The sequence below is a fragment of the Serratia sp. 22264 genome, assembly GCF_052045345.1.
Classification (GTDB): Bacteria; Pseudomonadota; Gammaproteobacteria; order Enterobacterales; family Enterobacteriaceae; genus Serratia; species Serratia plymuthica.
Genome location: NZ_JBQEOY010000001.1, coordinates 535973 through 550520 on the forward strand (window position 1 = coordinate 535973; position 14548 = coordinate 550520).

The 14548-nt window shown below is 55.0% G+C and carries 12 protein-coding genes; 7 read left to right on the plus strand and 5 right to left on the minus strand.

Features of this window, described 5'->3' with window-relative positions:
• Positions 1-52: 52 nt before the first annotated feature.
• The 6 genes from rlmKL to rmf all read left to right on the plus strand — a co-directional run bounded on the left by rlmKL (position 53) and on the right by rmf (position 8108).
• Positions 53-2173, plus strand: coding sequence for a bifunctional 23S rRNA (guanine(2069)-N(7))-methyltransferase RlmK/23S rRNA (guanine(2445)-N(2))-methyltransferase RlmL (rlmKL, locus tag ACTJJ1_RS02570; protein WP_004942759.1), 2121 nt, complete (start codon positions 53-55; stop codon positions 2171-2173).
• 5 nt (positions 2174-2178) lie between these two features.
• Positions 2179-4086: an ABC transporter ATP-binding protein gene (locus ACTJJ1_RS02575; RefSeq protein WP_004942764.1), complete on the plus strand. Its 1908-nt coding sequence runs from the start codon at positions 2179-2181 to the stop codon at positions 4084-4086.
• 75 nt (positions 4087-4161) lie between these two features.
• Positions 4162-5478, plus strand: coding sequence for a membrane integrity-associated transporter subunit PqiA (pqiA, locus tag ACTJJ1_RS02580; RefSeq protein ID WP_020438808.1), 1317 nt, complete (start codon positions 4162-4164; stop codon positions 5476-5478).
• On the plus strand, positions 5465-7111 hold the full coding sequence (gene pqiB, locus ACTJJ1_RS02585) for an intermembrane transport protein PqiB (protein WP_020453769.1): 1647 nt from the start codon (positions 5465-5467) through the stop codon (positions 7109-7111). The genes pqiA and pqiB overlap by 14 nt, the downstream gene beginning before the upstream one ends.
• The gene (gene pqiC / locus ACTJJ1_RS02590; protein WP_440832276.1) at positions 7108-7665 is read left to right on the plus strand and encodes a membrane integrity-associated transporter subunit PqiC; all 558 of its coding nucleotides are present in this window, start codon (positions 7108-7110) and stop codon (positions 7663-7665) included. Before pqiB ends, pqiC begins: the two co-directional genes overlap by 4 nt.
• A gap of 272 nt (positions 7666-7937) precedes the next feature.
• Positions 7938-8108 carry a ribosome modulation factor gene (rmf, locus tag ACTJJ1_RS02595; RefSeq protein WP_013812328.1) on the plus strand — a complete coding sequence of 57 codons (171 nt, stop codon included), beginning with the start codon at positions 7938-7940 and terminating at the stop codon, positions 8106-8108.
• 63 nt (positions 8109-8171) lie between these two features.
• Here the strand turns inward: rmf and fabF are convergent, their stop codons facing one another.
• From fabF to ACTJJ1_RS02615, 4 genes are all read right to left on the minus strand, one after another.
• A complete protein-coding gene (gene fabF / locus ACTJJ1_RS02600; protein WP_004942773.1) occupies positions 8172-9446 on the minus strand; it encodes a beta-ketoacyl-ACP synthase II in 1275 nt (424 codons plus the stop codon).
• Positions 9443-9970, minus strand: a complete 528-nt coding sequence (locus tag ACTJJ1_RS02605) for a winged helix-turn-helix transcriptional regulator (protein WP_004942783.1) — start codon at positions 9968-9970, stop codon at positions 9443-9445. The genes fabF and ACTJJ1_RS02605 overlap by 4 nt, the downstream gene beginning before the upstream one ends.
• 130 nt (positions 9971-10100) lie before the next feature.
• Complete coding sequence (gene fabA, locus ACTJJ1_RS02610; RefSeq protein WP_004942787.1) at positions 10101-10619, minus strand: bifunctional 3-hydroxydecanoyl-ACP dehydratase/trans-2-decenoyl-ACP isomerase; 519 nt, start codon at positions 10617-10619, stop codon at positions 10101-10103.
• A gap of 68 nt (positions 10620-10687) precedes the next feature.
• On the minus strand, positions 10688-12439 hold the full coding sequence (locus ACTJJ1_RS02615) for an AAA family ATPase (RefSeq protein WP_183130083.1): 1752 nt from the start codon (positions 12437-12439) through the stop codon (positions 10688-10690).
• Positions 12440-12648: 209 nt separating this feature from the next.
• Between ACTJJ1_RS02615 and matP the strand changes: the two genes are divergently transcribed.
• Entirely contained in the window at positions 12649-13107 is a 459-nt protein-coding gene (matP, locus tag ACTJJ1_RS02620) for a macrodomain Ter protein MatP (RefSeq protein ID WP_004942789.1), read from the plus strand.
• Positions 13108-13210: 103 nt separating this feature from the next.
• Here matP and ompA read toward each other — a convergent pair whose 3' ends face one another.
• A complete protein-coding gene (gene ompA, locus ACTJJ1_RS02625) occupies positions 13211-14290 on the minus strand; it encodes a porin OmpA (protein WP_004942790.1) in 1080 nt (359 codons plus the stop codon).
• Positions 14291-14548: the final 258 nt, after the last annotated feature.

The window sequence follows — 14548 nt, forward strand, 5'->3', positions numbered from 1 at the left end:
GTCTGGATTAGCTATAATGCGCAACAATTTTCTTTTTGGTGATAAGTACGATATGAACTCTCTGTTTGCCAGCACGGCGCGTGGACTGGAAGAACTGTTAAAAAGCGAACTGGAAGCGCTGGGCGCTCACGCCTGCAAAGTGGTGCAGGGTGGGGTACATTTTCAGGGTGACGATCGTCTTCTGTACCAAAGCCTGCTGTGGAGCCGCCTGGCCTCACGTATTTTGTTGCCGCTTAATGAATTCCGCGTACACAGCGATCTGGACCTGTATCTTGGCGTGCAGGCGATCGACTGGACAAACATTTTTGGCGTGGATAAAACCTTCGCCGTGCACTTCAGCGGCGTTAACGAAGAGATCCGTAACAGCCAATATGGCGCGCTGAAGGTCAAGGACGCCATTGTCGACAGTTTCACCCGTAAGATCGACCAACGCCCGACGGTGGCAAAGCAACAGCCGGACATTCGCGTTAATGTGTTCCTGCAGCGCGATATGGCCAGCGTAGCGCTCGATCTGAGCGGCGAAGGTCTGCATCAGCGCGGCTACCGTGATCTGACCGGCCAGGCGCCGCTGAAGGAAAGCCTGGCGGCCGCGATTGTGCAGCGTTCAGGCTGGCAACCGGGCACGCCGATGCTTGACCCGATGTGCGGTTCAGGCACCCTGCTGATTGAAGCGGCGATGATAGCCTCCGATCGCGCACCGGGTTTGCACCGTCAGCACTGGGGCTTTACCGCCTGGAACGGCCACAATGTCGATTTGTGGCGTGAAGTGATCACCGAAGCGCAGGTGCGCGCGCGCCGTGGTCTGCAGGAAACCACCTCGCGTTTCTTCGGCTCGGATATCGATCGCCGGGTGATTGAGATGGCACGCGGCAATGCCCGCCGCGCCGGCGTTGCTGAACTGATTACTTTTAACGTCAGCGACGTCAGCAAACTGACCAACCCGCTGCCGGAAGGCCCAACGGGTACCGTAGTCAGCAACCCGCCTTACGGTGAGCGTCTGGAAAGCGAACCGGCGCTGATCGCGTTGCATAATATGCTGGGCCGCATTATGAAGAGCGCCTTCGGCGGCTGGCAACTGTCGCTGTTCAGCGCGTCGCCGGAGCTGCTGAGCTGCCTGCAACTGCGCGCCGAACGTCAATTCAAGGCTAAAAACGGTCCTCTGGATTGCGTACAGAAAAACTACCAATTGGCGGAGAACCCACAGGGCGCCGGCGGCGTGCTGGCGGCGGAAGACTTCGCCAACCGCCTGCGCAAGAACCTGAAAAAACTCGACAAGTGGGCCAAGCAGCAGGGCATCGAATGTTATCGCCTGTACGACGCCGATCTGCCGGAATACAACGTTGCGGTTGACCGCTACGGCAGCAAAGTCGTGGTGCAGGAGTATGCGCCGCCGAAAACCGTCGATGCGCAGAAGGCGCGTCAGCGTCTGTTCGACGTGATCAATGCCACGCTGTCGGTGCTGGACCTGCCGTCAAACCAATTGATCCTGAAAACCCGCGAGCGTCAGAAGGGCAAAAACCAGTACGAAAAGCTGGCTCAGAAAGGTGAGTTCTTGCTGGTGGAAGAGTTCAATGCCAAGCTGTGGGTTAACCTGACTGACTATCTCGATACCGGTTTGTTCCTCGATCACCGCATCGCGCGCCGCATGTTGGGCGAGATGAGCAAAGGCAAAGACTTCCTCAACCTGTTCGCTTATACCGGCACAGCCAGCGTTCACGCCGGATTGGGCGGCGCGCGCAGCACCACTACCGTGGATATGTCGCGTACCTACCTGGAATGGGCGGAGAAGAACCTGCGCGTCAATGGCCTGACCGGTAAACAGCATCGATTGATCCATGCGGACTGCCTGTCATGGCTGCATAATGCCGACGAACAGTTCGACGTGATCTTTATCGATCCGCCGACGTTCTCCAACTCCAAGCGAATGGAGAACACCTTTGACGTCCAGCGCGATCACCTGGTGTTGATGCAAGATTTAAAACGGTTGCTGCGCCGTAACGGAACCATCATGTTCTCGAACAACAAGCGCGGTTTCCAGATGGATATGGCCGGCCTGAGCGAACTGGGTCTGGAGGCGAAAGAGATCACCGCCCAGACGCAGTCGCAGGACTTTGCCCGTAACCGTCAAATTCATAACTGCTGGCTGCTCACCCATGCCGGCGAAGGAAAATAATTACTATGTCGTTAATCAGCATGTCCGGCGCCTGGCTGTCCTTCAGCGATGCGCCGCTTTTAGACAACACCGAAATTCATATTGAAGACAACGAACGCGTTTGTCTGGTTGGGCGCAACGGCGCCGGTAAATCCACGCTGTTAAAGATCCTCGGCAAAGAAATTCCGCTGGACGATGGCCGGGTGATTTACGAGCAGGATCTGATTGTGGCGCGTCTGCAGCAGGATCCCCCGCGAAATATCGGCGGTACGGTATTCGATTTTGTCGCTGAAGGCGTAGCCGAGCAGGCGGAACATCTGAAAGCCTATCACGCGATTTCGCATTTGGTGGAAACCGATCCCAGCGAGAAAAACCTGACGCGCATGGCGCAGATTATGGAGATCCTCGATCACCAGGGGCTGTGGCAACTCGACAGCCGCATCAGCGAAGTGCTGTTGCAACTGGGGCTGGACGGCGACGCAGAGCTGTCCTCGCTCTCCGGCGGTTGGCTGCGCAAGGCAGCTCTGGGCCGTGCGCTGGTCAGCTCGCCGCGCGTGTTGCTGCTCGACGAACCGACCAACCACCTGGATATCTCGACCATCGACTGGCTGGAAGGTTTCCTGAAAGAGTTCCAGGGCAGCATCGTGTTCATTTCCCATGACCGTTCCTTTATCCGCAACATGGCGACGCGCATTGTCGATCTCGATCGCGGCAAGCTGGTGTCCTGGCCGGGCAACTACGATCTGTACCTGCTGAGCAAAGAAGAAGCGCTGCGGGTGGAAGAGCTGCAAAATGCTGAATTCGACCGCAAGCTGGCTCAGGAAGAAGTCTGGATCCGCCAGGGCATCAAGGCCCGCCGTACTCGTAACGAAGGCCGTGTCCGCGCCCTGAAAGCGCTGCGCAACGAGCGTTCGGAACGTCGCGAGGTGATGGGCACCGCCAAGATGCAGGTGGAAGAAGCGGTACGCTCCGGCAAGATCGTGTTCGAGATGGAAGACGTTAACTATCAGGTTGGCGACAAAGTGCTGGTGCGCAATTTCTCCGCCCAGGTGCAGCGTGGCGACAAGATTGCGTTGGTTGGCCCTAACGGTTGCGGTAAAACCACGTTGCTGAAACTGATGCTCGGTCAGCTGAAAGCCGACAGCGGCCGTGTACACTGCGGCACCAAGCTGGAAGTGGCTTACTTTGACCAGCATCGCGCCGATCTGGATCCGGAACGCACGGTGATGGACAACCTGGCGGAAGGCAAGCAGGAAGTGATGGTCAATGGCCGGTCTCGCCACGTGTTGGGTTATCTGCAGGACTTCCTGTTCCACCCAAAACGCGCGATGACGCCGGTGAAGGCGCTGTCGGGCGGCGAACGTAATCGCCTGTTGCTGGCCAAGCTGTTCCTGAAACCGAGCAACTTGCTGATCCTCGATGAGCCAACCAACGATCTCGACGTCGAAACGCTGGAGTTGCTGGAAGAGTTGATCGATGGCTATCAAGGCACCGTGCTGCTGGTGAGTCACGATCGTCAATTCGTCGATAACTCGGTGACCGAGTGTTGGATCTTCGAAGGCAAGGGCGTGATCAGCACCTTCGTCGGCGGTTACTACGATGCGCATCATCAACGCGCTACGGCGAAACCGATCCGTCAGGTTGCCGCGGCCGATCAGAACAAACCGTCGGCGGAAAAAAAGGCTGAACAGCCGAAGAAATCAGCGGTTAAACTGAGCTATAACCTGTTGCGCGAACTGGAACAGTTGCCACAGCGGCTGGAACAGTTGGAAACGGAAATCGAAGCGCTGCAGGCGCAAATGAGCGACGCGGATTTCTTCACGCGTCCGCACAGTGAAACACAGCAGGTGTTGACGGCGCTGGCCGCCGCTGAAGGGGCGCTGGAAGAAGCGTTCGCCCGTTGGGAAGAGCTGGAAGCGATGAAAAACGGCTAACTCGTTGTGAATACCGCCCGCGCGCTGCTGCGGGCGGTATTGCCGTACCGGTGAGCAACGTTATTAAGGAGGAATATGGTGTGTTCCCACGACAATCACGAGCAGCACAGCCACGCAAAGCCTGCTGAACACCAAAGGGACAACCTGATGTTGTGCCCACAGTGTGACATGTTGGTGGCGTTGCCGCCGCTGGCATATGGCACGAAAGCGGTGTGCCCACGCTGTAAAACGACCCTCAGCTCCCGCTGGGAGGAACCGCGCAAGCGGCCTATCGGCTATGCCGTCAGTGCTCTGTTTATGCTGCTGCTGGCGAATATTTTCCCTTTTATCAATATGCACGTTGCCGGCCTGGGTAACGAAATCAAACTGATCCAGATCCCGCAGGTGATGGTGGCTGAAGATTACGCCAGCATGGCCACGCTGTTTATGGTATTCGTCCAGTTGATCCCGGCGTTTTGTATGGTGGCTATTATTCTTTTATGCGCCAAGGTACGCATGCCTCTTGGCCTGAAAGAGTGGATGGCCAAGATGCTGTTCCAGTTTAAAACCTGGTGCATGGTGGAAATTTTTCTCGCCGGGGTTCTGGTCAGCTTCGTTAAGCTGATGGCTTACGGGGATATTGGCGTCGGCAGCAGCTTTGGGGCTTATTGTCTGTTTTGCTTACTGCAGGTGCGTGCCTTCCAGTGTGTGGATCGCCGTTGGCTGTGGAACGACATAGAGCCGATGCCGCGTATCGATCGCCCGGTGACGGTGGGGCGGATCGGGTTACGCCAGGGCTTGCGCTCCTGCCCCTGTTGTACGGCGGTCCTGCCGGCGGAGTTGGCTCATTGTCCACGCTGCCATACCAATGGTTATGTGCGTCGCCGTAACAGTCTGCAATGGACGTTGGCGCTGCTGTTTACGTCAGTCATGCTGTATATTCCGGCGAATCTAATGCCTATTATGGTTACCGAGGCGTTGGGCAACAAAATCACTTCCACCATCATGGCCGGGGTGATACTGCTGTGGGGGGAAGGATCTTATCCCGTGGCGATGGTTATCTTCATCGCCAGTATTATGGTGCCTTCGCTGAAGATGTTGGCGATTGGTTGGCTGTGCTGGGATGCCAACAGCAAACGGCAAGACAGGGCCGACAGCGAGCGAATGCACCTGATTTATGAAGTGGTAGAGTTTGTCGGCCGCTGGTCAATGATCGACGTGTTTGTTATTGCCGTGCTTTCGGCATTGGTACGGATGGGACAATTGATGAGTATTTATCCTGCTACTGGAGCGCTGCTGTTCGCCCTGGTGGTGATCCTCACCATGTTCGCAGCCATGACGTTTGATCCCAGGCTGACCTGGGATCGCGTAAACGAGACAATAAAAAAGGAGCCGCAAGGTGACGGAAAATAATCATAGCGTCGCGGACGTTGAAAAGATCAAGCGCTGGTCGCCGGTGTGGATTGTTCCCATCGTCACCGCGTTGATCGGCGCGTGGATCCTGTTTTACCACTTTAGCCATCAGGGGCCGGTGGTGACCTTGGTGACCACTACTGCCGAAGGGTTGGAGGCGGGAAAAACCAAAATCAAGAGCCGTAGCGTCGACGTCGGCGTCGTCGAGACCGTGACGCTAAGTGACGACCTGAGCAAGGTGATGGTGCAGGCGCGGCTTAACTCTGGTATGGAGAAACTGCTGCACCAGGATAGCGCCTTTTGGGTGGTTAAACCGCAGATTGGTCGCGAAGGCGTTTCCGGCCTGGGTACGTTATTGTCCGGCGCCTATATCGAACTGCAACCGGGCACCAAGGGCAAGGCAGGCAAGGATAATTACCAATTGCTGGATGCGCCGCCACTGGCGTCTCCAGATGCCAAAGGGCTGCGCATCGTGCTCGACAGCGAGAAGTCGGGTCAGTTGAATGCCGGCGACCCGGTGCTGTTCCGCGGTTATCGCGTCGGTTCGGTAGAGACCAGCTATTTTGATCCCAAGATGCGCGCCATGCGTTACCAGCTGTTTATCTCCGCGCCTTATGATCAACTGGTGACCAGCAACGTGCGCTTCTGGAAAGACAGCGGCGTGGCGTTCGACATGTCGGCACAGGGCATGCGGGTGGAAATGGGTTCGCTGGCCACCTTGTTCAGCGGCGGTGTAAGTTTTGACGTACCGGAAGGCTGGGATCGCGGCGAGCAGGTTAAAGAAAAGACGGAGTATGAGCTGTTCGATAATCAGCGCAGCATCCAGGATTCGTTGTACACCGTACACAAGGATTACCTGATGTTCTTCTCCGATTCGATTCGCGGTTTGCAGCCGGGCGCACCGGTAGAATTCCGTGGCATCCGTTTGGGTACCGTATCGCAAGTGCCATTCTACAAAAAGGGCATGATGCAGCGTCTGGATAACGATTACCGCATTCCTGTGCTGATCCGCATTGAACCGGATCGTTTCCAGAAACAGCTGGGCGGCGATTTCGATATTGAGGGGCATTTGAAGGATGCGGAAGCGCGTGGTATGCGCGCCTCGCTGAAGTCCGCCAACCTGCTGACCGGCTCGCTGTATATCGATCTGGACTTCTATCCGCAGGAGAAAGCCTGGAAAGGGCCGCGTGAGCTGTTCGGTTATCCGTTGATGCCGACCACCAGCGGCGGTCTGGCGCAGATCCAGCAGAAACTGATGCAGACGCTGGATAAGATCAACTCGCTGCCATTGAATCCGATGATCAACGAGGCGACCAAAACCCTGGCGGAAAGCCAGAAAACCATGCAGTCGACGCAGAAAACCATACAGTCGCTGAACGATATCATCGCCAGCAAAGAGATGAAGGCGCTGCCGCAGGATATGCAAAAAACGCTGCAGGAACTCAATCGCAGTGTGAAAGGGTTCCAGCCAGGTTCTCCGGCCTACAACAAGATGGTCGGCGATATGCAACGTCTTGATCAGGTGCTGCGTGAACTGCAACCCGTTCTGCGTACCCTGAACGAAAAGAGCAACGCGCTGGTATTTGAAGCCGCGGGCAGTAACGATCCTCAGCCGAAGAAGGCCAATAAATGATGAAATGGATTCCGGTAGCCCTGGCGCTGTTACTCAGCGCCTGTAGCAGCACACCACAAAAAACCTACTACCAACTGCCGGCGCTGGGTGTGTCGGTGCCGGTCAGTACCGGCGCTGCGACGCGTCAGCTGTGGTTGGAACACGTCAGCGTGGCGGATTACCTGGCGCAGAACGGTGTGGTTTACCAGACCAATGACGTGCAGTACGTGATAGCTCAGAACAACCTGTGGGCCAGCCCGCTCGATCAACAACTGCAGCAGACGCTGGTTACCAACCTGAGCGGCGCGTTGCCAGGGTGGGTGGTGTCTTCTCAGCCGATGAGCAGCGAGCAGGATGTGCTTAATGTCACTGTCAGCGGCTTCCACGGCCGCTTTGACGGCAAGGCGATTATCCGTGGCGAGTGGGTGCTGAATCATCAGGGCAATCTGACCAAACGGCCGTTTAGCCTGGAATTGAAACAGGGCGAGGACGGCTACGACGCGCTGGTGCGTACGTTGGCGCAGGGCTGGCAGCAGGAAGCCCAGGCTATCGCCTCCCAGGCGGGGCGTTTTTAGTCATAATTTGTACTAAAACGGTCTAATCCCTTCCGGCGAGAGATATTAAAATTTTTCTCCGGGAGGGATTTTTATTTCATTTCAATGAATTACCCTGTTTTCCAGCATATCAGCCACTTAGCCAATTCTGCGGGCGTAGCTCACAAATATGACATTGGCGTGAATTTTGCGCATTGATCTTCCCTTCATTTAGCGCTATTGCTTATACGTGGCTGCACAAAAAGCAGCCATTGTTTTCTTTCCAACTGACCAAAAAGTGAGGGAAACGAGGCATGAAGAGACAGAAACGCGATCGTCTGGAAAGGGCGCATTCGAAAGGTTATCAGGCAGGTATTTTAGGACATCCGAAAGATCTTTGTCCTTATAAAACAACTGTGGACAGCCGGTCTCAATGGCTGGGAGGTTGGCGAGAAGCCATGGAAGACAGGGCTGTGACCGCTTAAGCGGCTCCCTGTCATAAAAAGGAACAACCTCCGCTCAAGGCGGAGGTTTTTGTTTAAGTCGTATTACCCCTGCCAACGCTTCAGCAAGATACTCGCGTTTACCCCGCCAAAACCAAAACCGTTCGACAACGCATAGTTGATGGCCATAGGCTGCGCTTTTTTCGCCACCAGATGCAGTCCCTCGGCTGCCGGATCCGGATTATCCAGATTCAGCGTGGCCGGTGCGATCTGATCGCGTAGGGCCAGTGCAGTAAAGATGGTTTCCAGCCCGCCCGCGGCACCCAGTAAATGGCCGGTCGCGGATTTGGTAGAGGTTACCGCCACGCCGCCACCGGTACCGAAGAGGTGTTTAATCGCGTTGATTTCCCCCAGATCGCCCACTGGTGTCGATGTAGCGTGGGCGTTCAGATGCTGGATCTGTTCGGGTGAGACACCTGCCTGTTTCAAGGCAATTTTCATTGCACGGTAGGCGCCATCGCCATCTTCTGCGCCTGAGGTCATGTGGTAGGCGTCCGCACTGGTGCCGTAACCGACAATCTCCGCCAGCGGTGTTGCTCCACGGGCCAGCGCATGTTCCAGCGTTTCTATGACCAGCATGCCGGCGCCTTCGCCCATGACAAAGCCATCACGAGCGCTGTCGAAAGGCCGCGACGCTTTTTCTGCCTCTTCTGGCGGTGTAGTGGACATGGCGCGCGCGGCTGCGAAGCCCCCCAGGCTGACGGTGTCGATAGCGGCCTCTGTACCGCCACACAGCGCGATATCGGCCTCATCGTTACGAATCATACGTACTGCGTCGCCAATGGCCTGTACGCCCGCTGCACAAGCGGTAACGGGGGCACCAATCGGGCCCTTGAACTGGTGTTTAATAGAGACGTGGCCGGCGGCCAGGTTAACCAGGAAGGAAGGAATGGTGAATGGCGACAGGCGTTTGGTACCACGGCTGTCCGTGGTACGCACCGCGTGGGCAATTGCCGGGAAACCGCCGATGCCGGAGGCGATCACGGTTGCGGTGCGTTCTTGTTTCTCTTCCGTATCCGCAACCCAGCCTGCTTGGCGGATCGCTTCATCGGCTGCCGCCATGGCGAACAGAATAAAGCGGTCCATTTTTTTCTGGTCTTTCGGCGCTACGGAAAGGTCGGGATCAAAGCCCGCTACGGCATCCTGTTCCAGAGTAGGAACCTGACCACCGATTTTTACCTGCAGGTCGGCCACGATCGCTTCCGGAAGCGGGCGAATGCCTGACTGGCCATTTAGCAGGCGCTGCCAGATAGCCTCTACGCCGCATCCCAGTGGTGAAACGGCGCCCATGCCGGTAATGACTATACGACGACTGTTCATAGTGACTCCTTGGATAATTCGGGGGGTAATGCAGAATGATTTTGTTGCATCAGGGCTGCACGCCGACGTATACCGTCGCTTGCCGCCGGCCCTGGCGCTAAAGTGATGTGATGCAATGCGATCGGTTGCCGAGTGACGCTGTCGACCAGTTGCACGTATATCGGTTGCCCGGTACGGCGATCGACCAGTTCGGCAGTGATGCCTTCATCGGCCAGGTGGGCGTTGCCCCAGTGAAACAGAGCCGCCAGCACCGGGAAAAAATCCTGACCGCGTTCGGTGAGCAAATACTCATAGCGTACCGGCCGCGTCTGATAACGCTGTTTATGAAAAATGCCGCTTTCAACCAGATATTTTAGGCGACGAGTCAGTATGGTGGGTGAAAGGCCGAGGCTTTGCTGGAATTCATCAAACTTTGACAGTCCTTGAAACGCATCGCGAAGTATCAGGATGCTCCACCATTCGCCGACGCGATCCAGCGAGCGTGCTATCGGGCATGGCATGTTATCAAAACGGGTTCTTTGCATGGCACACCTCTTAGGTTACTACAATAATTGTAGTTACTTATTGGCCGTTATGAACGTGAGCTTTGCAGTTCACGACAAGATAACGGCGGGGAAAACAAACGGCGGCCGGGAAGGGCCGCCGTCACTGCGATTAGAACGCAGCAGTGTCCTTGAACAGGCCCACTTTCAGATCGCTGGCGGTATAAATGACCTGGCCATCGACCAGCACTTCACCATCAGCCACACCCATAATCAGTTTACGGGTGATGACACGTTTGAAGTTAATGCGGTAGGTGACTTTCTTCGCGGTTGGCAGTACCTGGCCGGTGAATTTCACTTCACCCACGCCCAACGCACGGCCTTTACCTTCGCCACCCAACCAGCCGAGATAGAAACCTACCAGCTGCCACATTGCGTCCAGACCCAGGCAGCCTGGCATCACGGGATCGCCGATAAAGTGGCAACCAAAGAACCATAGGTCCGGATTGATATCCAGTTCCGCTTCCACATAACCCTTGTTGTGGGAGCCACCGTCTTCGGTCATCTTGACCACGCGGTCCATCATCAACATGTTACCTGCCGGCAACGGCGGGCCACCGGCGCCAAACAGCTCGCCACGGCCGGATGCTTCGAGGTCTTCTTTCGTATAGGAGTCGCGTTTTTCTACCATGTTCTCAGTAAGCCTTATTTTATTGAAGGACGCAGATTAGCTAACACGTGTACGCTGAACAAGTCCGATCAGCCGTGGTTGAACCAGTTAAGCCAACGAAACGGCCATGGCCAGCGCCGACGTTCCTGCGGATTCACCTGCGCAATTCGTTCCTGAATAGCAGCTAACAGATTCGGTTGCTGTTCATCAGAGTAGGGGTAACCGGTGAGTAATGGCAAGGCTTCTGCGGCGCTGTCGACGGCCCACAGATGGAATTGCCCTTCGCGCACCGCATCGACCACATCCTGGCGCAGACACAGGTGACGCACGTTAGTTGCTGGCAGAATGATGCCTTGTTTGCCCGTCAAACCGCGACGCTGGCAAACTTCAAAAAAGCCTTCGATCTTCTCGTTGACGCCGCCAATCGGCTGCACATTGCCGAATTGATCGACGGAGCCGGTTACCGCAATCTGCTGGGTGATCGGTTGAAGCGACAACGCACTGATCAATGCACACAGCTCGGCCAACGAGGCGCTATCGCCATCTACTTCACCGTAGGATTGCTCAAACACGATTGAAGCGGAGAAGGGCAGCGGCTGATCCAATTCCAGCTCGGAAATCAGAAACGCCTGCATAATCATCATGCCTTTGGCATGCAGGTTACCGCCAAGCTCGGCCTTACGCTCAACGTCGGTAAATTCGCCGTCGCCAAGATGCACAACGCAGCTGATGCGGGAAGGTTCGCCGAAGCTGCGCGGATGCCCAGGGTATTCCAGCACGGAGAGCCCGTTGATCTGGCCGACAACTTCGCCTTCGGTCTCAATCAGAATTTGGCCCAGCTCGATCTCATCTTGCATCCGTTCGGCGAGGTAGCTTTCGCGCCACTCGCGCGCATTCAAAGCAGCTTCAAAGGCTTTGGCTGTAATACTTTCTTCTTCGGCATACAGTGCCGCTTCAGAAAGTTGCTGGCCGATCCAGAGCGGTGAAAGCGGCAGGTTGCCCTGATCGCCACTGTAGCGCACAGCTTGTATCATCAATGGGGGCCAGGCATCCGCCGCCAGCGATGGCAGTTGTTGTTCATCGATAACGGTATTGACGTAGCTGCACCACTGCACCATATCCTCGGCTTCGGTGAGCTGCAGGTCATCTTCGTATTCGCCGTAGACGGCCTGCTCGCTAAGTTCCGGTTCGATATCATGGAAATCGGCAAGACCGTGACGATCGCCAACCACGATCAGACGCAGCTCAAGTGGCATCGGTGGAATAGTGACCGGAAGCGGGCGCGTTTCATCAGGAGAAACCCAATGGAACTGGCGTTGGGTGATCATTTGCTTCAAGCGCAGCCATAGCAGCGGCTGGGCCAGCAGAGAACGTGCCGACAGGATCAGGACGCCGCCGTTGGCCTGATGCACCAAGCCCGGCTGCAGCGAGATCTCATCATTATGAATTCTGACACAGCCAAACAGTTGCTCCGGCTCCACCCATTCCTGAAACACGCAGGCGCCACCGGCGGCAAAGGGCTCATCGCCCTGACGAGCAGGCTCTACGCTTATCTTGCTGCCCTGGATCACATAGTGGCTGCCTTTGAACGCAGTGTTCTGTGGCTGCAATGGCTCAACCGCACGGGCTATCAATGCCAGATATTCGCGAGTTTCCTGCGCTTTCAGCAACATGAAACGCGGTGGCGACTGTGGGTGGCAAAACAGTGTCAGTGCATTTTCCAGCCGAGGCTGAATAGAGGCAAAGGACACGGGTGCCAATTGAGCAGCGGTATCAAATATCGCTTGATAAGGCGTAACGTCCGGCAACAGTGATTGCCATTCAAGTCGGTTATTGGTCAAAGTGTTAGATGCAATCGTCAAAAAGGGAAAGGGCGATTATACAAGAATAACGCCAGCTTGATACATACAGAGTCACAGTTGGTATCAGGGAGTTTGACATCGCGCGATAACTGTGCAAAAAACAGTCTAAAAGAGGGCGTAATTGCCGGGGAAATTCGGCGCAAAGCTGTTATGCTTAATAAAGTTACGCGGTCACTGAAGAGTTCAAGATGAAATATCAGCAACTGGAAAACCTGGAGAGTGGTTGGAAATGGAAATACCTGGTGAAAAAGCACCGGGAAGGTGAATCTATTACCCGCCACATTGAAAACAGCGTAGCTCAGGAAGCCATTGACGAGCTGCTTAAGCTGGAAAACGAGCCGGTAAAAGTGCTGACGTGGATTAGCAGGCATATGAATCCGGAGCTTGATAACCGGATGAAGCAAACTATCCGCGCAAGGCGTAAACGTCATTTTAACGCAGAACATCAACATACGCGTAAAAAATCTATCGATCTGGAGTTTCTGGTTTGGCAGCGCCTGGCCGCGCTTGCCCGTCGCCGTGGGGTAACTCTGTCAGAGACGGTAGTGCAACTGATCGAAGATGCCGAACGTAAAGAGAAGTATGCCAGTCAGATGTCGTTACTGAAACAGGATTTGAAAGCGATCCTCGGTAAAGACGAAGAGTAACTGACCAGTCTGGTAAGAAAATAGGCCGCTATTGCAACACTCACTGGGCTAATAGACGAAAAAAAACCCCGCATTGCGGGGTTTTTTACTAAGAAGTTTTAACTTAGCCCTGTGGCTGAGTCACAACGTCTTTGATGCCTTTAACTTCGATCTCTACGCGACGATCTGGTGCCAGGCAAGCGATCTGCGCTTTAGTAGCACGGCCAGCTTTGTAGCCACAGGTGTTGCCAGTGACGGAATCAGCTTCGCCCATACCACGTGCAGAGATTTTGTCTGAAGGGATACCTTTAGAGACCAGGTAATCAACAACGCTTTGTGCGCGTTTTTCAGACAGTTTCTGGTTGTACTGGTCAGAACCAACTGCGTCGGTGTAACCCAGAACTACAACAGAACCGTCTTTAGGATCCATGGAGCTCAGCTGAGAGTACAGCTGGTCCAGAGCCTGTTGGCCCTGTGGCTTCAGAGTTGCTTTGTTGAAGTTGAACAGCACGTCAGACTTCAGAGTGAAACGCTTGGTTTCAACAACTGGAGCCGGAGCTGGTGCTGGAGCAACTGGAGCAACAACATCATCCTGACCGAAACGGTAAGAAACACCCAGGCTCAGCATGGTGTTGTCTGGACGTGCGCCGACAGTACCTGCATCACCGATGTTGCTAACGAACTGATAGTCCAGGCGAGTAGCCCAGTTTTTGGTCAGTGCGTATTCAACACCCACTGCAGCCAGCGGAGAAACGCCGGTGTCGTGGTCGCTCAGACGAGTGCCATTGCCGTAGTTAGCTTTGGAGTCTGCACGCCATACCATACCACCCAGACGAGTGTAGATATCCAGATCGTCAGCAATTGGGTAGCTCAGTTTAGCTGCCAGTTGAACGCCCTGTGCTTTGAAAGCACCGTTGTTCACGCTGCCTTTGTAAGGCATACGGCCAAGCCAGTCATAGCCCAGCTCGAAGCCCAGGTATTGGTTTGCCTGGTAACCCAGGAACGCGCCAGCACCCAGTTGATCTTTATGGTTCGGACCATTGCCGATACCATTCTGGTAACCGTTGCCGTAGAAACCAGTGTCATGGTACTGGGACCAGCCCAGTTTAGCACCGGTGTACCAGGTATTATCTTTTGGGGCGGCTTGCGCTACGGTAGCGAAACCAGCCAGTGCCACTGCTAATGCGATAGCTGTCTTTTTCATTTTGCGCCTCGTTATCATCCAAATAGGCAATGAGCTTTAAAGCTGTTTTAAGCCCTTGGTTAAATTCCTTCGCCAAGGTTTGAGCCCTCGTTTGTTACTCGGCCAGTTTTTCTGGCGTTATAGAGCAACCTTGGCGATGTAAAGTCTACAACGTGGCGCGAAAGTTACAAGTGTGATGTGATAAAGCTCTAAAAAAAAACGCAGAATCGTACATATTTACTAACACTAACCGGTAAAAAATGGGGCAGTTTAGCCTGC